The sequence below is a fragment of the Shewanella abyssi genome, assembly GCF_023284025.1.
Classification (GTDB): domain Bacteria; phylum Pseudomonadota; class Gammaproteobacteria; order Enterobacterales; family Shewanellaceae; genus Shewanella; species Shewanella abyssi.
Map to the genome: position 1 here is coordinate 21,049 of NZ_JAKIKR010000037.1, position 23,523 is coordinate 44,571.

18 protein-coding genes are annotated in these 23,523 nt (G+C 44.7%); 17 read left to right on the plus strand and 1 reads right to left on the minus strand.

The features are described from left to right. The first annotated feature begins 267 nt into the window (after nucleotides 1-267). From L2755_RS15300 to dinB, 13 genes are all read left to right on the plus strand, one after another. Nucleotides 268-1,602 (plus strand): Na(+)-translocating NADH-quinone reductase subunit A, encoded by a 1,335-nt coding sequence (locus L2755_RS15300; RefSeq protein WP_248981567.1) that lies wholly within the window; start codon nucleotides 268-270, stop codon nucleotides 1,600-1,602. After that, a complete protein-coding gene (locus L2755_RS15305; protein ID WP_248981550.1) occupies nucleotides 1,602-2,801 on the plus strand; it encodes an NADH:ubiquinone reductase (Na(+)-transporting) subunit B in 1,200 nt (399 codons plus the stop codon). Before L2755_RS15300 ends, L2755_RS15305 begins: the two co-directional genes overlap by 1 nt. Further along, nucleotides 2,794-3,600 carry a Na(+)-translocating NADH-quinone reductase subunit C gene (locus tag L2755_RS15310; protein ID WP_248981551.1) on the plus strand — a complete coding sequence of 269 codons (807 nt, stop codon included), beginning with the start codon at nucleotides 2,794-2,796 and terminating at the stop codon, nucleotides 3,598-3,600. The genes L2755_RS15305 and L2755_RS15310 overlap by 8 nt, the downstream gene beginning before the upstream one ends. After that, nucleotides 3,600-4,232, plus strand: a complete 633-nt coding sequence (locus L2755_RS15315; protein ID WP_248981552.1) for an NADH:ubiquinone reductase (Na(+)-transporting) subunit D — start codon at nucleotides 3,600-3,602, stop codon at nucleotides 4,230-4,232. The genes L2755_RS15310 and L2755_RS15315 overlap by 1 nt, the downstream gene beginning before the upstream one ends. A 5-nt stretch (nucleotides 4,233-4,237) precedes the next feature. Next, on the plus strand, nucleotides 4,238-4,846 hold the full coding sequence (gene nqrE, locus L2755_RS15320) for an NADH:ubiquinone reductase (Na(+)-transporting) subunit E (RefSeq protein ID WP_101089960.1): 609 nt from the start codon (nucleotides 4,238-4,240) through the stop codon (nucleotides 4,844-4,846). 46 nt (nucleotides 4,847-4,892) lie between these two features. Further along, a complete protein-coding gene (nqrF, locus tag L2755_RS15325; RefSeq protein WP_248981553.1) occupies nucleotides 4,893-6,140 on the plus strand; it encodes an NADH:ubiquinone reductase (Na(+)-transporting) subunit F in 1,248 nt (415 codons plus the stop codon). 28 nt (nucleotides 6,141-6,168) lie between these two features. After that, nucleotides 6,169-7,185, plus strand: coding sequence for an FAD:protein FMN transferase (locus tag L2755_RS15330; RefSeq protein WP_248981554.1), 1,017 nt, complete (start codon nucleotides 6,169-6,171; stop codon nucleotides 7,183-7,185). Between the two features lie 12 nt (nucleotides 7,186-7,197). Then, entirely contained in the window at nucleotides 7,198-7,419 is a 222-nt protein-coding gene (gene nqrM / locus L2755_RS15335; RefSeq protein WP_248981555.1) for a (Na+)-NQR maturation NqrM, read from the plus strand. Between the two features lie 334 nt (nucleotides 7,420-7,753). Beyond that, entirely contained in the window at nucleotides 7,754-8,221 is a 468-nt protein-coding gene (gene bfr, locus L2755_RS15340; protein ID WP_202286135.1) for a bacterioferritin, read from the plus strand. Nucleotides 8,222-8,233: 12 nt separating this feature from the next. Next, nucleotides 8,234-8,701 (plus strand): bacterioferritin, encoded by a 468-nt coding sequence (gene bfr / locus L2755_RS15345; RefSeq protein WP_202286134.1) that lies wholly within the window; start codon nucleotides 8,234-8,236, stop codon nucleotides 8,699-8,701. Between the two features lie 271 nt (nucleotides 8,702-8,972). Then, on the plus strand, nucleotides 8,973-9,176 hold the full coding sequence (locus tag L2755_RS15350) for a hypothetical protein (protein WP_248981556.1): 204 nt from the start codon (nucleotides 8,973-8,975) through the stop codon (nucleotides 9,174-9,176). Between the two features lie 248 nt (nucleotides 9,177-9,424). After that, nucleotides 9,425-11,425, plus strand: a complete 2,001-nt coding sequence (locus tag L2755_RS15355) for a methyl-accepting chemotaxis protein (protein WP_248981557.1) — start codon at nucleotides 9,425-9,427, stop codon at nucleotides 11,423-11,425. A gap of 173 nt (nucleotides 11,426-11,598) precedes the next feature. Continuing rightward, entirely contained in the window at nucleotides 11,599-12,678 is a 1,080-nt protein-coding gene (gene dinB, locus L2755_RS15360; protein ID WP_248981558.1) for a DNA polymerase IV, read from the plus strand. Between the two features lie 167 nt (nucleotides 12,679-12,845). On the opposite strand, the gene L2755_RS15365 is transcribed toward dinB, so the two are convergent. Further along, complete coding sequence (locus tag L2755_RS15365; RefSeq protein WP_248981559.1) at nucleotides 12,846-14,306, minus strand: aminoacyl-histidine dipeptidase; 1,461 nt, start codon at nucleotides 14,304-14,306, stop codon at nucleotides 12,846-12,848. A 227-nt stretch (nucleotides 14,307-14,533) separates the two neighbouring features. On the opposite strand from L2755_RS15365, the gene L2755_RS15370 reads away from it, so the two are divergent. The 4 genes from L2755_RS15370 to L2755_RS15385 all read left to right on the plus strand — a co-directional run bounded on the left by L2755_RS15370 (nucleotide 14,534) and on the right by L2755_RS15385 (nucleotide 23,336). Beyond that, nucleotides 14,534-16,075 carry a M17 family metallopeptidase gene (locus L2755_RS15370; protein WP_248981560.1) on the plus strand — a complete coding sequence of 514 codons (1,542 nt, stop codon included), beginning with the start codon at nucleotides 14,534-14,536 and terminating at the stop codon, nucleotides 16,073-16,075. 2,524 nt (nucleotides 16,076-18,599) lie between these two features. Continuing rightward, nucleotides 18,600-20,570, plus strand: coding sequence for an FAD-dependent L-amino acid oxidase (locus tag L2755_RS15375; protein WP_248981561.1), 1,971 nt, complete (start codon nucleotides 18,600-18,602; stop codon nucleotides 20,568-20,570). A gap of 63 nt (nucleotides 20,571-20,633) precedes the next feature. Further along, on the plus strand, nucleotides 20,634-22,436 hold the full coding sequence (locus L2755_RS15380; protein WP_248981562.1) for an alpha-keto acid decarboxylase family protein: 1,803 nt from the start codon (nucleotides 20,634-20,636) through the stop codon (nucleotides 22,434-22,436). Between the two features lie 264 nt (nucleotides 22,437-22,700). Then, entirely contained in the window at nucleotides 22,701-23,336 is a 636-nt protein-coding gene (locus tag L2755_RS15385) for a thiol:disulfide interchange protein DsbA/DsbL (protein WP_248981563.1), read from the plus strand. Nucleotides 23,337-23,523: the final 187 nt, after the last annotated feature.

Sequence of the window (23,523 nt, forward strand, 5' to 3'; positions counted from 1 at the left end):
GTGAGCCGTGACGATTAATTGAAACGCAAACATTTCACCAATTCGGGATGTTTGTTATTAAAACGTCGGCAACCTTTTAAAACAGACATGTTTTTCATGGCGACCTAGTGATATTTGCGGTAAAATGCGCGCGACCAGCGTGATTGCGATCGCATTTCGGCGATAAATCTGCGCTAGCTCAACACGAAAAAAAGGTTTGTTTAAAACTTGTGTGTTTAGCAGGAACGCGGCGCATTGTCTTTCCTTCATAACGTAGTGCTTGTGGATATGATTACAATAAAGAAAGGATTGGACCTACCCTTAGCCGGTAGGCCAGAACAAGTTATTCATGATGGCCCTGCCATCAACCATGTAGCTATTTTGGGTGAAGAGTATATTGGCTTACGTCCTACCATGAAAATCAAGGTAGGCGATAAAGTTAAAAAAGGTCAGATTCTTTTTGAAGATAAAAAGAATCTGGGTGTGAAATATACCGCTTTAGCCAGTGGCACCATTTCCGAAGTTAACCGGGGCGCTCAACGTGTTCTGCAGTCTGTTGTTATTGATGTCGAAGGGGATGAAAGTATCTCTTTTGCTAAATTTGACGCCACTGCAATAGAATCAGTTGAGACTCAGCAAGTACGTGACAACCTGATCGAGTCAGGTTTGTGGACGGCTTTGCGAACGCGTCCTTTCAGTAGAATACCCGCAGTTGATTCAACTGCAGCCGGTATTTTCGTCACCGCGATTGATACTCAACCACTGGCTGCAGATCCTGTAGTGGTGATTGCTGAGCATAAAGCAGATTTTGAACATGGCTTAACGCTACTTTCAAAATTAACCGAAGGTAAAGTTTACCTTTGTAAAGCTCCAGGCGCTGATATTCCTAGCGCAAATGCTCAAGTTGAAGAGTTTGCTGGGGCGCACCCAGCAGGCCTAGCCGGTACCCATATACACTTTCTATTACCCGCTTCAGCTAATAGAACCGTATGGCAGATTAACTATCAAGATGTTATCGCGATAGGCCAGCTCTTTACTACCGGTGAGCTAAACACTCAGCGTGTGGTATCTGTAGCAGGTCCTAAAGCGGTTAAGCCTCGATTAGTTCGCACTGTTGCTGGCGCTTCTATGGCTGAGCTGATCCAAAATGAAGCCAGCGAAGGTAATGTTCGTATTGTCTCTGGTTCAGTTTTGAGTGGACGTATGGCTGTTGGTCCTCATGCTTATCTTGGTCGTTACCACAACCAAATTAGCTTGTTGGAAGAGGACACAGAGAAAGAGTTCATCGGTTGGGCGATGCCTGGCAGCGACAAGTTCTCCATCACTCGTGCATTCCTTGGCCACCTTTCACCTTCTCGGCTGTTTAATATGACAACGAGCACAGGTGGGTCGGACCGAGCCATGGTACCCATTGGTAGCTATGAGCGTGTCATGCCGCTGGATATTCTTCCGACTATGCTGCTACGTGATCTGGTCTCTGGTGACTACGATGGCGCCGCGACATTAGGTGCATTGGAGTTGGACGAAGAAGATTTGGCACTGTGTACTTTCGTATGTCCTGGTAAATATGACTATGCGTCATATCTACGTGACTGTTTAGATACGATCGTGAGGGAAGGCTAATGGGCTTAAAACAAATTTTCGAAAATATTGAACCGCAATTTGAAAAAGGCGGTAAATATGAGAAGTTTTATGCGCTTTTTGAAGCTGCATATACTGTCTTTTATACGCCAGGTCTGGTGAACAAGGGTCGTACCCATGTTCGTGATAACTTAGACCTAAAGCGTATGATGATTATGGTTTGGGCATGTGCATTCCCAGCTATGTTTGTCGGTATGTACAACGTAGGTTTACAAGCACAAGACGCGTTAGTGGCAGGCTTTGCCTCTCCTGATACGTGGCAAGTTGCTTTGTTCGGTATGTTTGGTACTGAATTGACTGCAAACTCAGGTGTGGCCGCATTGATGTGGTATGGCGCTTGTTGGTTCTTACCCATATATGCCGTGACGTTTGCTGTCGGTGGTATTTGGGAGGTGCTATTTGCATCAGTACGCGGGCATGAAATTAACGAAGGCTTCTTTGTTACCTCGATTCTTTTCGCACTAACACTGCCAGCAACAATTCCATTATGGATGGTTGCTTTAGGTATCACCTTTGGTGTGGTTGTGGCGAAAGAGATATTTGGTGGCACCGGTCGTAACTTCTTAAACCCTGCACTTGCTGGTCGTGCGTTCCTCTTTTTTGCTTATCCGTTAAGCATGTCAGGCGACACCTCTTGGGTCGTTGCAGACGGTTTCTCGGGTGCTACGGCACTGAGCCAAGCGGCGCAAGGCACATTGGAGTATGGACTGACTCAAAACTGGTGGGATGCGTTCTTCGGTTTCATTCCAGGTTCCGTTGGTGAAGTCTCGACGTTGGCTATCTTGATTGGTGGCGCTGTTATCATCTATACCCGTATTGCTTCATGGCGTATCGTGGGTGGTGTAATGGCCGGTATGATTGCCGTCTCATTCCTACTGAACTTTATTGGCAGCGACACTAACCCCATGTTTGCCATGCCTTGGTATTGGCATCTGGTGTTAGGTGGTTTTGCATTCGGTATGATGTTCATGGCGACAGACCCTGTTTCAGCGTCTTTCACTAATAGTGCGAAGTGGGGCTACGGTATCTTAATCGGTGCTATGGCGGTATTCATTCGTGTTATCAATCCTGCTTTCCCAGAAGGCATGATGTTGGCCATCTTGTTCGCTAACCTATTTGCTCCATTATTTGACCATTTTGTGGTTCAGTCGAATATTAAGCGGAGGATTGCTCGTGGCTAGTAATAAAGATTCGTTCGGAAGAACACTGTTTGTTGTTGTTGGCTTGTGTTTCATCTGCTCTGTATTCGTTTCGACGGCAGCAGTGTTATTGAAACCCATTCAGCAAGAGAACAAACTACTCGATAAGCAAAAGTACATTCTTGAAGCTGCTGGCCTTATCAACACTAAGGAAGGCAAAATAGAGAAGGTGCAAGTCTTAGAGATGTACAATAAGTATGTCGAAGCGAGACTGGTGAACCTTAAAAGCGGTGACTGGGTTGAAGATAGTGACAGCAAAAAAGCCGATACTTTCGATACTGAAAAAGCAGCGCGTACTAAGGCAACTTCTTTTGTTCCGCAAAATGACATAGCGTCAGTGAAGCGGGTCGCAAATGAAGCGGTTGTTTATCTTGTGCGTGACGACAATCAGCAGCTACAAACAGTGATTATTCCTGTTAAAGGCTATGGCTTGTGGTCAACGATGTTTGCTTTCTTAGCCGTTGAGCCTGATCTCAATACCATCCGTAGCTTGGTTTACTATAGCTTTACCGGTTCTGGTGAAACCCCGGGTCTTGGTGGTGAAGTTCAAAACCCACAATGGATTGCTAAATGGAACGGCAAGAAGTTATATAACGATAAGGGTGAACTAGCGATTAGCGTCACTAAAAATCCTGTCGTTGCAGCTTCTCCACACGGTGTTGATGCGTTATCTGGTGCCACATTAACAGGTAATGGCGTGCAGAATTCACTCAACTTTTGGTTAGGTGAAGAGGGCTTTGCTCGCTTTATCGAAAAAGCGCGTAACGGAGGGCTTGGCTAATGGCTGATGCTAAAGAACTTAAACAGGTTCTAATTGGACCTGTCCTCAGTAATAACCCAATTGCTTTGCAAATATTGGGTGTATGTAGTGCACTGGCTGTTACCGCTAAAATGGAAACTGCGATTGTAATGACCATTGCACTGACTGCGGTATGTGCACTGTCTAACTTGTTCATCTCAATGATCCGTAGTCACATTCCAAGTAGTGTGCGTATTATTGTGCAGATGACGATTATTGCTTCATTGGTAATCGTGGTTGACCAAGTACTACAAGCTTATGCTTATGATGTTGCTAAGCAGCTATCAGTATTCGTTGGTTTGATTATTACTAACTGTATCGTGATGGGCCGTGCAGAGGCTTACGCGATGAAGACACCGCCTTTGATGAGTTTCATGGACGGTATTGGTAATGGTCTTGGATACGGTGCAATCCTGTTGGCTGTTGGTTTCGTACGTGAATTGTTCGGTAATGGTTCATTGTTCGGTATTGAAATCCTAAGTAAGATTTCAGACGGTGGCTGGTATCAGCCTAACGGCTTATTGCTTCTGCCTCCTAGTGCGTTCTTCCTGATCGGTGCATTGATCTGGATTATCCGTACTATGAAGCCAGAGCAAGTAGAAGCAAAAGGATAAGCACAATGGAACATTATATTAGTCTACTAATTCGTTCTGTTTTCATTGAAAACATGGCGTTATCCTTTTTCCTCGGTATGTGTACCTTCTTAGCAGTGTCTAAGAAAGTAAAAACAGCTATGGGCTTAGGTGTTGCCGTTATCGTGGTACTGGCAATTTCAGTTCCCGTTAACCAAATTATCTATCAAGGCATTCTAGCTCCAGGCGCATTAGCTTGGGCGGGTGTTCCAGATGCGGATTTGAGCTTCTTGAAGTTCATCACCTTTATCGGTGTTATCGCAGCGTTGGTACAAATCCTTGAGATGGCATTGGATAAGTATTTCCCGCCGTTATATAACGCGTTGGGGATCTTCCTACCGCTAATCACTGTAAACTGCGCAATTTTCGGCGCCGTATCTTTCATGGTTGAGCGTGATTACAACCTGACTGAAAGTTTAGTGTTTGGTATTGGTTCCGGTATCGGTTGGGCATTAGCACTTGTCTTACTTGCCGGTATCCGCGAGAAGTTAAAATATGCTGATGTTCCTAATGGGCTTCGCGGACTGGGTATTACCTTTGTTACCGCAGGTTTAATGGCTCTAGGTTTCATGTCGTTCTCTGGTGTGTCTCTCTAAAGAGACACCTAACGACGTCTTAATTTGAACCTTTAAGGATAAGTTAATGGGTATTATTGAATCTACTCCAATCGATGTATATCTCGGTGTGAGTATGTTTACCGCAATTGTATTGGTTTTAGTTTTGGTTATTTTATTTGCCAAATCAAAGTTAGTACCAAGCGGAGATGTCACTATCGGCATCAACGATGATGCTGATAAAGCAATTACAACACCGGCAGGTGGAAAGCTACTAGGCGCACTAGCAGAGAGCGGTATTTTCGTATCGTCTGCGTGTGGTGGTGGTGGTACTTGTGGTCAGTGTAAAGTACACGTTAAATCAGGTGGTGGTGATATTCTGCCGACTGAGATGGATCATATCAGCAAGGGTGAGGCTCGTGAGGGCTGCCGTTTATCTTGTCAGGTAAACGTTAAAGCTGATATGGAGATCGAATTAGATGAAGAGATCTTTGGTGTTAAGAAGTGGGAATGCGAAGTTATCTCTAACGATAGCAAAGCGACCTTCATTAAAGAGCTTAAGCTACAAATCCCAGGTGGCGATTCAGTCCCTTTCCGTGCGGGTGGCTACATTCAGATTGAAGCACCTGCGCACCATGTAAAGTATGCAGATTATGATATTCCTGCGCAGTACCGTGGTGACTGGGAGCATTTTGGTTTCTTTAAGCTTGAGTCTCAAGTTGATGACGAAACAATCCGTGCATATTCAATGGCGAACTATCCTGAAGAGGAAGGTATCATCATGTTGAATGTACGTATTGCATCGCCACCGCCGCGTAATTTAACACTGCCTTGCGGTAAGATGTCATCGTACATCTTTAGCCTAAAAGCGGGTGATAAGGTCACTATTTCTGGTCCATTCGGTGAGTTTTTTGCCAAACAAACTGATGCAGAGATGGTCTTTATCGGTGGTGGTGCTGGTATGGCACCCATGCGCTCACACATCTTCGATCAGCTAAAGCGTCTTAACTCAAAGCGTAAGATTAGCTTTTGGTATGGTGCGCGTTCAAGCCGTGAAATGTTCTACGTTGAAGATTTTGATGGCCTAGCGGCTGATAATGACAACTTTAAGTGGCATGTTGCACTGTCTGATCCACAGCCTGAAGATAACTGGGATGGTTACACGGGTTTCATTCACAATGTGTTGTTTGAAAACTACCTGCGTGATCATGACGCACCAGAAGATTGCGAATTTTATATGTGTGGCCCACCAATGATGAACGCTGCTGTCATCAGTATGCTTAAAGATCTTGGTGTCGAAGATGAAAACATCTTACTCGATGATTTTGGTGGCTAACACTCTCTAATTGGAGATCTAGGTCATAATGTTTAAGACCTTAGTAAACTGGCTGGCCCTTATTGGGTTAGCCTTTTTTATTTCAGGATGTGGTAAACCTACTGAAGTAATTTCACTGTCTGGTAACACCATGGGCACAACTTACCATATTAAAGTTGTGCGCAGTGAATCGCTGCCGGATGTTCAACTCTTACAAGCTGAAATTGATCTGGCACTTGAAAAAGTTAACGATCAAATGTCAACTTACCGACCTAATTCTGAGTTGTCTAAATTCAATCAGATGAGTCGTAATGCTCAAATGGAAATCTCAGCAGATACCGCTCAAGTGATTGCGGAAGGCATCGAGTTATACAAAATTACCGATGGTGCTCTGGATATTACTCTGGGTCCATTAGTTAACTTGTGGGGCTTTGGTCCTGATAAACGTCCAACGTCGATCCCGACGAAAGAGGTTATTGCTGAAGCCAAAAGTCGCACGGGTATCGAGTATTTATCGTTATCTGGAAATAAAGTCAGCAAGCAAAACCCTGATTTGTATGTCGATCTTTCATCGATTGCAAAAGGTTTTGCTGTTGATAAAATAGCCGCTCTTTTAGATAAGTATCATCCAATGGGTTACTTGGTTGAGATCGGTGGTGAAATTAGCCTTCGAGGTACTAAGGAAGATGGCTCGCTGTGGCGTATTGCCATAGAGCAACCAGGTGAGATGGGCGGCGCTATTCAACAGGTGATTTCACTTGAGAATATGGCCATGGCAACCTCTGGTGACTATCGTAATTATTTTGAGGAGGAGGGCGAACGTTTCTCTCACCTGATTGATCCAAGAACGGGCTACCCAATCAACCATAGATTAGCGTCTGTCACTGTACTGCATGAAGAGTCTATGATCGCCGATGGTTATGCCACTGCTATGATGGTTTTAGGGACTCAGGCGTCACTAGAACTTGCTAATCGCCAGCATCTTGCGATAATGCTAATAGAAAAGCAGGAAGATGGCTTTAACGTTTTTTATAGTGAAGCTTTTAAACCTTTCGTTACTCAGTAGTAAGGGTCGAATATGAGCACGTTTATAGCGGCATTTGTTGCGTTACTAGTATTCTTTTTCTTAATGTCGATAGGTTATCTTGTTAAGAGACAAGTGGTGGCTGGAAGCTGCGGTGGTCTAGGCGCGCTAGGAATTGAGAAAGCATGTGATTGTGATGATCCGTGCGACAAACGTAAGGCCAGAATGGCTGAACAAGAACGCCGTGAAAAGTTAGAACAGAACAGAATCATCTAAGTTCTAATCTACTGCGGTTATTAAGGCTCCTTTTTAGGGGCCTTTTTTATATCTTTTATCGCTATATTTAGTGGTGTTGACCATTTTATTGACTATTGAGCATCCGTAGCTGCGCTTTCAATATTAGCAACATCTGCAAAGCGCTTCTCTCAATTCCCTAGTTTTACTCAATAAAATTGTCAATTAATAGAGCACACGCTAATTAGTAATTGTAGCGCTAATGATAATGATTACCCTTTATAAATAATTGAAATATAAGGTTAATTTGTGTTTGGTGCTTTTTTGTTCTAGGCTGTATTTATTGATATAGATCAATTTTACTAAGGATGAGCAGATGAAAGGACAACCCAAGGTCATTAGCCAGCTAAACAAGGTGTTGACCAGTGAGCTAACCGCAATCAACCAATATTTTCTCCATGCCCGAATGTTTAAAAACTGGGGCTTGGGCGAGCTCAATGAAAAAGCTTATAAAAAATCAATCCAAGACATGAAGCATGCCGACAAGGTGATTGAGCGGATATTGTTCCTTGAAGGGCTGCCAAACTTGCAGCAACTGGATAAAATCCGCATCGGCGAGCACAGCCAGGAGATGTTGGAGTGCGACAAAGTGATGCTCGAAGAGCAACTTGTTTCATTGCGCGAAGCCATTGCTTTGTGTGAGCTTTCCGCAGACTACGTTAGCCGAGATATGTTAGAAGATCTGTTAGAAGATGAAGAGGAGCATTTAGATTGGCTCGAAGCTCAGTTAGAGCTTATTTCACTGATGGGTATTCAAAACTACTTACAATCGAAAATGGACTAACCGGAGACGATTATGAAAGGCAATAAAGATGTCATCGACACATTAAACAAACTCCTCACCGGTGAGTTGTCGGCAATGGATCAATATTTTGTACACGGACTAATGTACGAAGATTGGGGCTTGAATGAGTTACATGAGCGGATCTCCCATGAATCAGATGATGAACGCGAACATGCCAAAAAACTGGTGCAGCGTATCCTGTTTCTAGAAGGCACCCCCGACGTTGCCAGTCGTGAGCCACTTAATATCGGCAAGAATACCGAGCAGATGCTTAAGAACGACTTAGCATACGAGTATCAAGTTGCTGATAATCTACGTAGCGCAATTGCACTGTGTGAACAGAAAAGTGATTACGAGAGTCGTGAAATTTTAGAGGTCTTGCTCGAAGAGACTGAATCGGACCATATGTACTGGCTTGAGAAACAGCTAGGGCTGATTGATATGGTTGGTTTACCCAATTATCTGCAAAGTAAAATGTAGTCCGCTATTTCTGCCAGGGCAGATGTTCTATAGGCACCAGAGCGACGATGGTGATGGTGCCTTACTCTTTTTCCTGCCTTTTTTTGACTTCTATATCGCCTACTTTTGTCGCTTTTACCGCTGTTGTACAGCAAGTATTCAGCTTCTAGACATTACAATCACAACTCGAATGAACAATGAACACTGATTCGAAAACAAACTTTCGATAATAAACTTTCGATAATGAACTTGAACACGCATTTGATAAGAGTTTGATAAGAGGGGAGAAGATATGATTATTGCTGTAAAAAGCAACGCATATGACAGCGAAAATCAGCTTAAAATCGCACGTCTTCTTTGTAAGATTGAACGTCTAGAGCAACAGCTTGAGATGGTTCAGTCTGGACATTGTCACTCATTGGCATTACATAAAGCCTACACGACTAAGTCCACACTTTCTGTGGATGAACTGTCAATGCTGACAAAACTATTTTGAACGTTACAGTCTTAAGATTGAGAGTGTTAAAAAGTCTTATCCAGTAACATCGACTATCAAACAATATCGTATTCCCCCATTCTCTATCGTAGACTCAAGGTTGCTAAACAACGCGACCAATTCCTTTCGTTCTCCGTAAACTGCTATTTAGCCAGTTAGCAGCTAATGTTGCATTTTGTGCTTTAATCTTGTCAATTTTCTGTTAAATTCATTATTCCTAAAAAAATATAATAATAAAGGGATATAGGATGCATTGGTTTAAACGCTCGCTAAGTATGCAGCTGGTTGTGACTATTGTTGGCGCTTTGGCGGTACTTTTCACCATCGTTGCATTGTTCTTAGTTAAGAATGAGAGTGCCAGTACTCGCCAGCAAATTGATAACGACCTCAGCGGTCTAGTACAGCTTAAATCTAACGAAGTTCGCAGTTATTTTGTCGCCAAAGGTCAATTAATTCACGCGGTATTTGCAGATCCGACAGTGTTGCAGTGGTTCGGCAAATATGATCGCCGCTTAAGCGATCTGTCTTCAGATAAACAATACAGCGCTATTATTGACTACTTTAAGTTCTTCTCCGATAAAGACAGTGACATTAAGTCAGTGTTTTTTGGTTCTGCTAATACCTTTGAATACTTCGATTTAAATGGTCGCTACAACGACAGTGAGTACTACACTAACAAACGCCCATGGTGGCAAGAAGCCATTGATCAAAATGGCATGTTTGTCGGCGATCCTGCCGTTGACGCCAACGACGGCTCAATATCGGCAACCGTGAAAACGGTGGTAAAAGATCAGTCCGGTCGGTTCATCGGCATCGGTGGTATGGATATTCTGATCGACACCATTGGTAGCGAGCTGCTAGCGCCGATTAAATATCAGGGAGCAGGCCAGGCTTTCTTGATCACCAATGCCGGTAAACTGGTTTATTTTCCCGGCTTTAGTGATAAATTCCCACCAGGCTCTGACGCTGCTGAAATCGATAACCAATTTAGAGACAGTGAAGGTTTTAGTGATCTAAGCAGGCAAATGCAATCACAAAGTGCTGGTTTTGCCGAAGTGACCTTTAAAGGCGAATCACAAAGAGTCAGTTTTGTTGAAGTGGGTGGCGATTTCCCAGAACAGAGATGGCACCTAGCGTTCATGTTGCCAACGGAGGTGATTGAGGCGCCAGTGACAGATGCCATCATCAACTCAATTTTACTCTCTTGTTTGATAATGCTTTTTGTCGGTGTCACGGTATGGGGCATGTTAATGCCGTTTAGAAAACAGATTAATAGCTTATTGTTGGCGATGGAAGATATTGCCGAAGGCGATAGCGATCTGGCAAAACGTATCGAAATGGACAGAGAGGATGAGCTTGGACAACTCGGTGATGCATTCAATCGGTTTGCGGCAAAAGTACAGGGAATGCTGCAAGATACTCGTGATTTAACCTTAGAAGTTGAAAACGGTGTTACCGCTGCTGCAGAAGTCAGCGAGCGAGCACTTAATTCTGTTGCACAGCAGAAAGCGGAGATAGCCTCTGTTGCGACCGCGGCGACAGAAATGGCGCATACCAGCCAAGAGATGGCGGCAAGTGCACAACGCGCCAGCGACTTTGCCGATAAGGCACAGACTGAATCAATTGAAGGTGGCGCGATTGTCGCGCAAGCGACTCAAGGGATGCAGTCTTTATCGGTGCAGGTGATTGAAGCGGCTAAAGTCGTTAAAAAGCTGCGCACTCGCTCAGAGCAAATTGGTGAAGTGCTTAATGTCATCAGAGGCATTGCAGAGCAAACAAACTTGTTAGCGCTTAACGCCGCTATTGAAGCCGCTAGAGCGGGTGAGCAAGGGCGCGGCTTTGCCGTTGTAGCCGATGAAGTGCGTACATTGGCCTCGCGCACGCAAGATTCAACCGCCAATATTCAAGAGATCATCCAAACCTTGCAGCAAAATGCCAATGAAGCTGAGCAGGTGATGGAAGCGGGAGTTGAGCAAGCTAATATTGGTCAGGATCTCACCGCTAAAGTAGAAATCGCGCTAGGCAGTATTACCGGGGCGATTGAAGCTATTCAGCAGCAAACCATCGAGATCTCCGCCGCGGTGGGTCAGCAAGCCGTCGTCGCTGAAGAGGTGGCATGCAATGTTGAGAATGTTCGCGCGTTATCTGATGACTCTTTGGCGGCAAGTGAGGAGTTATCGCGTAACTTTGCTAGCTTTGCCCAAGTGACCGAGTCATTATCGAGTAACATTAAGCAGTTCAAGATCTAGACCGCTAATGCAGTGAGCATCAGGTTAGGCAAAAACGGAGCCAATGGGCTCCGTTTTCGATCCTATAATAAGCAAGTGATACACATTAACTTCCCGCCAAAAGCACTATTTAGTCACCTCCCTCTTGAGTACTGTTTTTATATACAGTAATATCCATTGTGGAGGACTTGAGATTGCAAAAAATAATTCATGTCGATATGGACTGCTTTTACGCTGCAGTAGAGATGCGTGATTTTCCTGAGCTTAGAGGTAAGCCCATTGCTGTTGGTGGCAGAAGTGATCGTCGCGGCGTGATAAGCACTTGTAGCTATGAAGCAAGAAAATTTGGCGTACGCTCGGCAATGGCATCAGCTTATGCGCTTAAGCTTTGCCCTGACCTCATCTTAGTGCCTGGCAGAATGCAGGTATATAAAGACGTTTCGACTAAAATTCGGGCGGTGTTTGCTAAATATACAGACCTTATTGAGCCACTATCGTTAGATGAAGCCTATCTGGATGTCACTGACAGTCCTCACTGCCAAGGCTCTGCCACCCGTATTGCAGAAGCCATTAGGCGAGATATTCTGTTGGAAACGGGACTGACAGCATCAGCTGGAATTGCATCGGTTAAATTTTTGGCAAAAATCGCCTCCGATCTTAATAAACCTAATGGCCAATATGTTATCCGTCCTGAAATGATTGAAGAGTTTGTAAAAACATTACCGCTGATTAAAATCCCAGGGGTGGGTAAAGTCACCGCTAAGAAGTTAGCGGATATTGGTCTGCATACGTGTAGCGACGTGCAGGCCTATTCTGATCGCGCTCTAGTTGAGCGTTTTGGTAAGTTTGGAGGGGTATTGATAGAGCGCGCTAAAGGCATCGACACACGGGGAATTTCTGCCAATAGGGAGCGTAAGTCTGTTGGTGTTGAAACTACCTTAGCTAAAGATATTTACACGCTGGAACAGTGCAAATCCGTAATGCCGCAATTGATCCAAGAGCTGGGGGCCAGAGTCAGTCGTAGTGCCAAAGATCGCACCATTCATAAACAAGTGGTAAAGCTTAAGTTTGATGATTTTAAACAAACCACCATAGAGCACCGTAGCGATGAAGTGTCTGTTAATCTGTTTTACCAGTTATTGGAACAAGCGCTAGAAAGACAACAAGGCCGAGGAATACGCTTATTGGGGGTTGCAGTGGGGCTGGCCTCTAAACAAGTCATTAATGATGAGGCGAGTGCAGCAAGTGCATCGCAACTAGACTTAGGCTTTTAGACAGAGTTTTTAGAACGAGATTTCTAAGTTAGCTTTTTAGAAAGAGTTTTTTAGTTGAGGATCTGAAAGTCGGTCAAGATTAAAAAAGCCGCTGACTTAACATCAGCGGCTTTTTAGTGTTCGACGGTATTATTGATATCGCGATGTCATAGCGATATCAACAAGCTTTAATCTTTAACTGGCGTGCGTTCAAGAACCGCTAATAATAGTTTCCAGTATTGGCCAACCGTAGTGATGTTAACTTTCTCATCTGGACTATGTGGATAGCGAATAGTCGGGCCAATCGATACCATATCCATCTCTGGGTAAGGCTTCTTAAACAGACCACACTCAAGACCGGCATGGATCACCATGATTGTCGGCTCTTTGTTATAGATGTCTTGGTAAGTAGCACGGACACTTTCCATTACCGCTGAGCTGTTATCAGGCTTCCAACCAGGATAAGCACCGCTGAACTCAACGTTGGCACCCGCTAAGTTACTCAAAGAGGTCAACACACCCTCTATCTCTTCACGGCCAGAGTCGATTAATGAACGGATAAGGCAAAGCACCTGCACTGAATCTGTTTCAGTGCTGATGACGCCGACGTTAAGTGAGGTTTCAGTCACGCCTGCAACTTCATCGCTCATACGCACAACGCCGTTAGGGCAGGCATTGAGGATATCAATTAAGATCTGTTGTGAGTCTTCACTCATGACCTTTGTTTCGGCTGGGATCTCAGTCAATGTCAGCGTTGTGTCAGGGTCGGCAATGGCCAACTCTTGTCGAACCAATGCTTGGAACTCAGCAATACGTTGCTGCAGTAGTGTCACGTTTTCAGCGGGCGTCATAAAGCTAATTTGCGCTTCACGGGGAATAGCGTTACGCAGTGAGCCGCCAGTGAAGTTAGTAAGCTCAAGCGCAAGTTCATCGCTATAGTCGAACAGGAATCTAGCGAGTAATTTATTGGCATTACCGCGGCCTAAATGAATATTGACCCCTGAATGACCGCCTTTAAGCCCCGCTATCGATAACGTGAAGCTTGAGTTTGTCGGCTCAGGAGACTGCCACACCATAGGTACACTGATTTGGCCATCGACACCGCCAGCGCAACCCATGTAGATCTCGCCCTCTTGCTCTGAATCGGTGTTAATAAGGATATCAGCTTCAAGCATGCCAGCTTCTAGGCCAAATGCACCGGTCATTCCGGCCTCTTCATCGATAGTCAATAACACTTCAAGTGGACCGTGGGCAATGTCGTCAGCACCGAGAATCGCTAAAGCTGAAGCCATACCTATGCCGTTATCAGCACCCAGCGTAGTGCCTCTCGCTTTAACCCAGTCACCATCAACATAAGCATCAATCGGATCTTTTTCAAAATCATGCACTTTATCGGCATTCTTTTGTGGGACCATATCGATATGGGCTTGTAGCACCACGATTTTACGATCTTCCATGCCCGCAGTTGCGGCTTTCTTGATAATAAGGTTACCGACTTTATCTTCAATAACTGAAAGCTGTTTGTCTTTCGCCCAAGCTTGAATGTGCTCACTCAACGCTTGCTCATGCTTCGATGGGTGTGGAATGGCACAGATTTGTTCGAACCATTGCCATAGTGCTTGTGGTTGTAGCTGGTTTAGTGCAGTCACAGAAAATTCCCCTATTACTCAAATTATCACTAGAGCGCTGGTGCGCTTGAGGCTGAAAACCGCAATATTCTACCATAATCTTTGTTTACGCAAGCGTGGTTTACTGTGCTTTAGCGAGGGACTGTCAGCAGAAGTTTCCAGATGAGTTTTCAAGCACAATTAAGTGGTTGGTAATCTGTGCTCAATAGGACAATAATGCCAGCAATTAAAAATAAAAAGGAAGGGTTATGGCTTCGGTAAAATTTGTTGATGTTGTCGATAAAGAGGCAATTTTTGAAGGTAATGGTTGGGATGCCTTAGTGGTGGTTTCTGCTGATCTTAAATCTATAAAAGTGGATGAAGTGGCACTGCTGGCAGATCACGGGCAAAAGATCGATCAACGCGTTGGTAAGTCGGTCACATTGCTGTTTGCGCCAGGCATGGCGGGTGGACGCTTGATCATTGCGCCAGTGAAAAAAGCCGCTGATGAATATGAAGATGTGCGCGTGTTTGCTGATGCCGCCCGCACTGGTATTCGAGTCGCCAAAGAAGCAGGGGCAAAACGGCCATTATTACTGGTTAATGGCATTGCTGAGGCGCGCTATCAAAAATCGGCCGAAGTTGCTGCCTTGGCATGTGGGCAAGAGCTATGGCAAGCGTTAGAGCTGCGAGAAGCGGGTGGGGCAGATGCGGAGTTAGAGTGTATTGGCTTGCTGAGTGATAGGCATAATGCCGCGACGCTAACCGCGATTGAAGCGGGGCGTAACCTCGCCAGAGACTTATGCGGCACCGAACCTGAACGTATGTCGGCGCCCGCTTTTGCTGATTATTGTTTGGCAGCGTTGACTGATAGTAACTTAACCATGTCAGTTGTTGAAGATAGAGATGTTCTTGAACGTGATTACCCGCTGTTATGCGCAGTCGGACGTTCATCTTTTGCAGTACTCAGACATCAACCGCGAGTGGTTAAGCTTGAATATGTCGGCGCAGGCGACATTGAGCGTACTTTCCTCTTTGCCGGCAAAGGTGTTGTTTACGACACTGGCGGTGCGGATATAAAGATTGCTGGTGGAATGGCGGGCATGAGCCGTGATAAAGGCGGCGCAGCGGCAGTAGCGGGGTTAATGAAAACCGTCAGTATGCTTAAGCCCAAAGGCATTCGTATTGTTGCTGAGCTGGGATTAGTGCGAAATAGCATTGGTAGCGAAGCGTTTGTCACCGATGAGATCATTGCCAGTCATGCAGGTCTTCGGGTGCGCATCGGTAATACCGATGCCGAAGGTCGACTTGTTTTAGCCGACTTGCTGTCCCACCTGCGTATTAAAGCGCAATCTGCGGTTAATCCTGAAATGTTTTCAGTCGCGACTTTAACCGGCCATGTTGTTCGTTGTTTTGGTGGTTATACTGCGGCAGTAGAAAATAGTGTGGCTAAGCAGGCCAATGTGGCAAGTAACATCCAGCAAAAAGCGGCTATCTGGGGCGAGCCTATTGAAGTTAGCCAATTACGTCGAGAAGACTTTAGTAAAATTGTGGATCCATCGGGTGCTGCTGATATGTTGTCATCTAACAATGCACCATCGTCGGTGACTGCGCGTGGGCATCAATATCCAGCTGCATTTTTGATTGAAGCCTCAGGCTTAAGCTTGCATGGACTCAATAGTGACAAGCCTATTGCTTACACTCATTTGGATATCGCCGGTAGTGCCACCGAAGGTCACCCTCAATGGGGAGACCCTACTGCAACACCTATCGTGGGGATGTTCAACTATATCGTCGACAGCCTGAAATAATGCGCTGTTAAATACTGCAGCCGAGAGCATATCTCGGCTTTTTAATAACTATTCATGTAATAAAATTACCAAAAGTAAGCTATTTCATGCTTTTTATAGAAAAAGGTTGTAATAAAACTACATTTAGCTATAATTGCTCTCGTTGGTTAGGCAGGTGCCTAATCGAGCTAGTCTATCCAGGATGGATAATTCTCCAAGGAATCGAGCGACAAGTTGACTTTGCTTAACCCAAGATGGGTTGTAACAACAAGCACAGTATTTGGAATTCAACTTAGTTAGGAGTAATGATTATGTCTTTTACAATGAGCACCACAATTTATTCGCAGAGCTTTTGGTTAAACACAGATGTTTTGCGTGGCGGTATATATACCATGGCATACAAGGGGTAACCTACTTGTAGCCCACCCGTTTCCATCATCCTTTATTGCACCTTTATAAGGTGTTTATAGACCAAGTTGTAAATTGAGCATCAATTTGCAATTGATTACCGCTAGCGCGTTAACCAATTTCCATCTGGAACACTTGAATATGTCTTGCCCGCTCATTGAGCGGGCTTTTTTTTGCCTGTCCGTTTATTATTGGGTCACTCACAAGTTCAAGTGTCTGCCGATTATCGTTATTTAACCGTAATTTTCTCGACCGAAAACCGCGATATCTAGACGTGGCTCGCAAAGATGGCTGTTTTTGCGATCTCCATGTGCGCGTGGTGTGGTTAAATTACGTTTAAAGCCAGTTTTTGGGATTATTCTTAATTAGTAGTTGTAATTAAATTACGAAACCCTATAATGGCAACTCTTGATTAGGGTTAAGCCTATCAAGGTTAGTCTATCCAGGAAGGATAATTCTCCAAGGAATCGAGCGACAAGTTGACTCATCAGTTTAATTGGTTTCAACCCCGTAATTAAATTGATTAGAGTATTTTTTTACAACTTTGTTTGGAGTAATGATTATGTCACTTGCAACTAGTTCTACCATTTATTCGCAAAGCTCTTGGTTAAATACAGATGTTTTGCGTGGCGGTTTATTCGCCATGACTTTTTAGGGCTAACCCTCCTTTAAAGTAGTTCCATATCCATCAACCTTATAGCACCCTTTGGGTGTGTTTAGACGCAAGTCGTATGTTGACGATTGTCAACGTGCCATTGATTAACGCTAGCGCGCTAACCGATTTCCTCTAGGAACACTTGAATATGTCTGCCTGCTCTTTGAGCAGGCATTTTTTTGCCTAAAATTTGGCAGCTCTGCCAGCTATTGTTTTCCAAATCCAAATCCAAATCCAAATCAAAGTCGTGGTGCTTCGCCCATTCTTGTAATCAAGAGCAGAGCCAAGGGGCAAAGCGCTTGCGCCCGCTCTTTATTTCATCAGAGTCGAACCCTCAGCGCCCCGGCGAAATTTAAAAAGCGAAATTTCCAACGGGGGAGATTAGATTCTGCGAATTCATTTAAATATGTTTAACTCATGACGTTTACTGAAAGGCTACAACTTCCTGTATTGAAAAATTAAAACTCAAATGCTGAGTATTTGCGCTTTTCTAACCTTGTGTAGATGCGGCTGAGGCCGTCGAAAACAGGGACGTTTTCGTTGAGCCCACAAGGATGTGCTTGCAGCGTGCCTCAGCAGTATTTGCACATACGCCGACCGCAGGTCATTGGAACCACTTTCGTCTGCAGCTAAGCTTCTGCCTCAAACCTTGTTAGGTTCATGAAGCTTCGCATTCACTTTTGTAAAAAGAAAAGTCGTGGTGCTGCGCCCATTCTTGTAATCAAGAGCAGAGCCAAGGGGTAAAGCGCTTGTACCCGCTCTTGATTTCATAAGAGTCAATCCCTCAGCGCCCCGGCGAAATTTAAAAAGCAAAATTTCCAACGGGGGAGATTGCGGTCTACAAATTTGGCTACTTAAATGCAGATTCTGATCTTCACTGATGTGGAGGTTTATCTAATTTAAAAGCTTTTATTGGTAAGCCTAATGCTAAGAGTTTGCGCTTTTTGCGGCTGAGGCCATTGAAAACAGGGCCTATTCTGTTCCATACAGAATTTGCAACATGGTGACTTCGACTTGCTGATTAAAGGCCGATTGCACTAAAAACTGAATAGAAGCTGAGTGGCGGTGCACATCGCAATGAGTCAAAAAATATTGAAATTTAGCGGTGAAAACCGCCACTAATGCTTATGTCTAATCATTGCTTTCTAGATGAACGACTTTAGTATGAAATTTATATTATTACTGCAAATACATATTCCTTAGCATATGGCTTGCCAGCGCCCTAGCCACAAGTAATACAGAAAAAACAAACCTATAAACCTGAAAGAGTGAAGTTAATTCAATATATTACCTCAATATTATTCCCATCCATGAACTACACTTTTATCGCTTAGAACACGTCTAGCAAATGGCGGACTTAATGTTATTGGGTCCAGGAGTGAATCTATATTTTTACTCTGTCAAAACGAAACACACTCTATCTGCTGAAAATAAATGGATAGGTCTGACTGACAATCGACAAATAAAGATTAGGGATTAATCATGACACACTATAAGTTTGGCAAAGAGATCAAAAGTAACACTATTCCAGCCTCTGTAAAGGTGGCAATTGTAGGGGCTGGCATGTCTGGTTTGTACAGTGCATGGCGATTGCAGCAGGAGGAGGGGATCAACGATTTGGCGATATTTGAGCGCTCAAATCGAACCGGTGGACGTTTAGATTCAGATTTAGTCGAATTTAAAAATCTGAAGTCTGGCCCAGGCCAGCCCGACACGATTGAAGTAAAAGAAGAACAAGGGGGAATGCGCTTCTTATTTGAAGGTATGGATGATCTGATGACGCTGTTTTTGAAGCTAGATCTACAAGATCAAATAGTTCCTTTTCCAATGAATAGCGGCGGCAACAATCGACTCTACTTTCGCGGTGAAAGCTTCTCAGTCAATGAGGCTAAGCAAGATGACTTTGCCATTTGGTCTGAGTTATACAATCTAGCGCCTTCAGAGCGTGGCGTGAACCCTAAAGATATTGTCAATATTGTGTTTAATCGGATCCTACAAGCCAACCCTAGCTTTGATGCTCGACCAGTCGTGCGCGGCCCTGAATTTTGGCAGTCGTTTAGGTTAGATTGTCAGTGGCAAGGGAAAACCTTGAATGAGTGGACATTGTGGGATCTGTATTCCGATATGGGCTACAGCCAAGAATGCATCACCATGCTATATCGGGTGCTGGGTTTTAATGGCACATTTTTATCAAAAATGAATGCTGGCGTTGCCTATCAACTGTTAGAGGACTTTCCTGCGGACGTTGAGTTTAAAACCTTTAAAGAGGGCTTTAGCACTCTGCCTAATGCATTAGTCGATAAGGTTGGTACAGAAAACATCAACCTACAAACGACAATCGAGTCGATAGATTATGATGACAACAGCGGTCATTATATTCTGAATTACGTGCATACCGATGAAAATGAGGTAGAGCATCCCGGCACAGTTACGGCGGAAAAAGTTATCTTGGGCTTGCCTCGGCTCGCATTGGAACGGTTATTCGTGAAATCCAACGCTTTCAATCGCCTGCCTAAGGCAGAGTCGAATCAACTTTGGAACGCCCTGCAGTCGGCGAGTAATCAGCCGCTACTAAAAATCAATTTGTATTACGACAGCGCATGGTGGGGGCAAAAAAGCACTGGCCGAGCCGCTGTGGAATTTGGACCTAACTTTGCCGACCTGCCGACAGGCTCGGTATACCCATTCTACGCCGTCAATGAAGAATTAGCAGCGGCGCTGATGTATCAAGAAAGTGGCGCTGAGCCGAGAGATAAAGTCGCTGAAAGGCTGAGTAAGATTGATAGCGAAAAGTATCAACGCCCAGCAGCATTAACGATTTATTGCGATTATTTGAACATTAACTTTTGGAGTGCACTGCAAGGGAAGGGCGAAAAGTACCTCCACCCTGATTTGTCGCACTACGTTAACGAGGGCAGTATCCCTGCGGACATCAATCCAGCCACTGATGCTGTGGTGGCGCAGGCGACTGAATTCTTTAAGCAGATCTTTAATACCCATTATGTGCCGCAGCCTATCATTACTAGCGCGCGGATCTGGGAGGGGAGCGTTAAAACCGATCAGCATCCAAATGAACAGTTTGGCTTTGGTGTACACCAGTGGGCAGTAGGGGCAAACGACAGGGAGGTGATTAAGGCGTTGGTTGAACCGTTACCGAATTTGTTTACCTGTGGCGAAGCATTCTCTGACTACCAAGGCTGGGTTGAAGGAGCACTTCGCTCTACCGATTTGGCGTTAAAGCAAGGGTTTGGGCTAAACCCTTTGTTTGAGGTTTATCAGCAAGAACATGGTGTTGCGGCAGCCGTGGAGATCCAGGCCATTTACAAAGAAAACGCAGCCTCGCTGATCCAGCAGTATATCGATCGTGATTACTCGGCAGCTGAAGTGGTGCTGACACGCAAGTCGGATCAATACAGCTGTATCGGCATTGATCTTAACTACTTCGATCAATAGCAAGTTTACTTAGATAGAGGCACTGGTTGCCTCTTTTTATTGCCGTTTTTTTAGGGAGTTAAAATGAATAAGGTCATAAACGAATATTGCGTGGCAGATTATTTAAAAGCACGTTTGGAAGAGGTGGGTGTCGAACAGATGTTTGGCGTCGCGGGTAATTACACCGCTGCTTTGCTGGATACGATCTTGGCAGACAAGTCATCGCCCATAGTGATATCTGGTAACGCCAATGAGATGTGCGCTGGCTATGCCGCAGATGCTTACGCCAGACTTAAAGGGGTGAGTGCACTGTATGTTACCTATAGTGTAGGTGCATTTAGTTTACTCAATACCATTGCCGGTTCGTATGTCGAACAAGTCCCGTTAGTGCTGATTAACGGTGCGCCGACCAACAAAGAAGATCAAATATCCAAACAAACGGGCCTGTTATATTCCCATACTACGGGTTATCAGTTTGTCGATATCCATATGTTCAAACCGATCACCGTCGCCGCCGAGCGGATCATTAATGCTAAGCAAGCGCCATATCAAATTGATTCGGCCATCACAGCCATGCTCACTCAAAAACGACCAATCTATTTTGAAGTGGCTGAAGATGTGTGGCGCACTCCTTGTGAAAGGCCTGTAGGTGAACTGAGTTCAGGGCTAAACGACACCATCACGATAAGTGAAGCGGCCAATGCTGCTCGGGCCACCATTGAGCTTATGTTGAGCAAGCCCAAAAGCATTTTCTGGGCGGGTATAGAGCTACAACGCTTTGGATTGCAAGACAAGTTTATCGAGCTGCTACAGGTCATAAACACCGGGCATAGCCTGCCTGGCCACGATATTCATTTTGTCACTTCGGCTTTAAGTAAGTCAGTGATAGCTGAAACACACGCTTGGTTTGAAGGCTGTGTCACCCTGAAGAATGAAGAGGTTGAAAAGCTGGTGGGTGATGATGGGGTACTTGTTGGCGTTGGCGCATGGACCACAGGTAAAGATACTGGCAACCAAGATATTCGAAGTAGCAATACCGTGCTCGCCGCCCATGGTGGCGTCTTTGTCGGGGCGAACTTTTATCCTTCAGTGCGGTTGGGATCCTACTTAGATCATCTTATTCGTGAGTTTAGCGCGTTAGCTGCTGTACAAGCGCCGAGTTTGGCGGGGATCAGAGTGGCTAAGCCTGAGAAGGCGGCGTCATTACAAGGCATCAATGCTGATTCAACTCTGGGTTACGATAACTTTTTTAATACCATGAGCCAATGGATCACAGCAGATGATGTGATGGTGGTGGATGCTGGTTTTCCGTTAATCGGCGCGCAAAGTGTGCATATTCCGGCTAGAAATGGTTTTGTAGCCCAAGCGGCTTGGTTATCTATTGGTTATTCCGTTGCTGCAGGCACTGGGGTTAAATGCGCTTATCCAGATAAACGTTCAATTGTCGTTGTCGGGGATGGCGCCTTCCATGAAACTTGCCAGGCAGTCGCCGATCAACATGCCTACGGCCAAAATACCGTGGTGTTTGTGATTGCAAACGGCATATATGGCATAGAGCAATATTTGGTTAACCCTAACCCCTTTAGAACGCCACCGATAGACTATCAAGATCCGTTGTTGGATGAGGTCTACCCCTATAACGATTTACCCCCGTGGAATATATCTAAAATCACCGATACCTTTGGCGGCGAAGGTCGAAAAGTGTCGAACTTAGGCGAGTTACTGGCGGTGATGGAGGAGATCCGTAGCAACGAGGAGAGCAACTTCGTGGTGGAGGTGTGTATCCCAAAAGATAACGTGCCACACTCAATCGCACTGGAAGCGGCAAGCACGGTAGGTGAAGACGAGATCGATAACCCTAACTGGCCGCCAGCAGGTAAGTTCTAGTCAGCTAAAATTTAAGCCAAGTCATGGCCTTTACGGCAGGCGATGACTTGGTTTGAAGCCTATCTACTTGTTGAAAACCAGTCTTAGTGTTTTCATAATCTTGCCATCCAATCTTATCCTCTTCCCCTAGAATCCTGCATCTTTAGGCTAGGCAGTCATGCAAATTATTCATCTTGCTTGTTTCTTCGAACTGCTTAGTTTAGCTTGCGTGATAATACTCTCTTAAGCCTTAAGAGCGGGTTTCGTCAATATAAAGGATTTTGGATGTTAAATAAGGGTTTATTTCTACTATTGGTTTTACTTACACTTTCTATCTGTAATATTAGTCACGCGATTGAGTTTACCGAGGGTGACTATTATGTGGAGGTCGAAGGCAAACCGACGGCGACAAAACAGGTGACAGAATATTTTTCCTTTTATTGCCCAGCTTGTTTTAACCAAGAATCGCTAATGAGTGAAATTAAGGCATTCTTACCTGCTGATGCACAGTTTAAAAAGAATCATGTAGACGGTATGCCGGGCCGAGATCTTGAAATCGAAAGGTCGCTCACTAAAGCGTTGATAACAGCGGGTTCGCTGCAGGTTAGCGATAAGGTTATAGCCGCAATATTTAATTATATACATGTTGATAAAGCCAGTTTTAGTGATAACACGGCAATCAAGGATCTATTCTTAGCTAACGGTGTCGATGGCGAGGCGTTTGATAAGGTCTTTTCTAGCTTTAGCGTGAACACTCAAGCTAGACAGATGCAGCGCAACACTGAACGATTGCGTCAACAAGGCTATACCGGCGTACCGACATTGATTATCAATGGTAAGTACAAGCCCATTGCAAAAAAAATCCGCAACATCGAAGAGTACCAAGCGCTTATCACTTACTTACTAAATAAACCTCTCTAGGGCGCAGTGAAGTAAATCACTACAGCGCAATATTAACGGTGCCACTTACAATGTATAGCAGTAGTTGAGTATGCACCTGCCGCAGGCAATTGGAACCACATTCGCCATAAGATAACTCTCTATTGCCGCAAAACGATTTGGCTGCTCTATCAGCTATTGTTTCAGTCAATATGTCCTCAGTGAACAG

Bases quoted from the DNA above. Each gene is read 5' to 3' on its own strand.
- nqrM (WP_248981555.1), top strand. From the start codon at position 7,198: ATGAGCACGTTTATAGCGGCATTTGTTGCGTTACTAGTATTCTTTTTC.
- L2755_RS15315 (WP_248981552.1), top strand. From the start codon at position 3,600: ATGGCTGATGCTAAAGAACTTAAACAGGTTCTAATTGGACCTGTCCTC.
- L2755_RS15300 (WP_248981567.1), top strand. From the start codon at position 268: ATGATTACAATAAAGAAAGGATTGGACCTACCCTTAGCCGGTAGGCCA.
- L2755_RS15370 (WP_248981560.1), top strand. From the start codon at position 14,534: ATGGCTTCGGTAAAATTTGTTGATGTTGTCGATAAAGAGGCAATTTTT.
- nqrF (WP_248981553.1), top strand. From the start codon at position 4,893: ATGGGTATTATTGAATCTACTCCAATCGATGTATATCTCGGTGTGAGT.
- L2755_RS15375 (WP_248981561.1), top strand. From the start codon at position 18,600: ATGACACACTATAAGTTTGGCAAAGAGATCAAAAGTAACACTATTCCA.
- nqrE (WP_101089960.1), top strand. From the start codon at position 4,238: ATGGAACATTATATTAGTCTACTAATTCGTTCTGTTTTCATTGAAAAC.
- L2755_RS15385 (WP_248981563.1), top strand. From the start codon at position 22,701: ATGTTAAATAAGGGTTTATTTCTACTATTGGTTTTACTTACACTTTCT.
- L2755_RS15355 (WP_248981557.1), top strand. From the start codon at position 9,425: ATGCATTGGTTTAAACGCTCGCTAAGTATGCAGCTGGTTGTGACTATT.
- L2755_RS15350 (WP_248981556.1), top strand. From the start codon at position 8,973: ATGATTATTGCTGTAAAAAGCAACGCATATGACAGCGAAAATCAGCTT.
- L2755_RS15305 (WP_248981550.1), top strand. From the start codon at position 1,602: ATGGGCTTAAAACAAATTTTCGAAAATATTGAACCGCAATTTGAAAAA.
- bfr (WP_202286135.1), top strand. From the start codon at position 7,754: ATGAAAGGACAACCCAAGGTCATTAGCCAGCTAAACAAGGTGTTGACC.
- L2755_RS15380 (WP_248981562.1), top strand. From the start codon at position 20,634: ATGAATAAGGTCATAAACGAATATTGCGTGGCAGATTATTTAAAAGCA.
- L2755_RS15330 (WP_248981554.1), top strand. From the start codon at position 6,169: ATGTTTAAGACCTTAGTAAACTGGCTGGCCCTTATTGGGTTAGCCTTT.
- bfr (WP_202286134.1), top strand. From the start codon at position 8,234: ATGAAAGGCAATAAAGATGTCATCGACACATTAAACAAACTCCTCACC.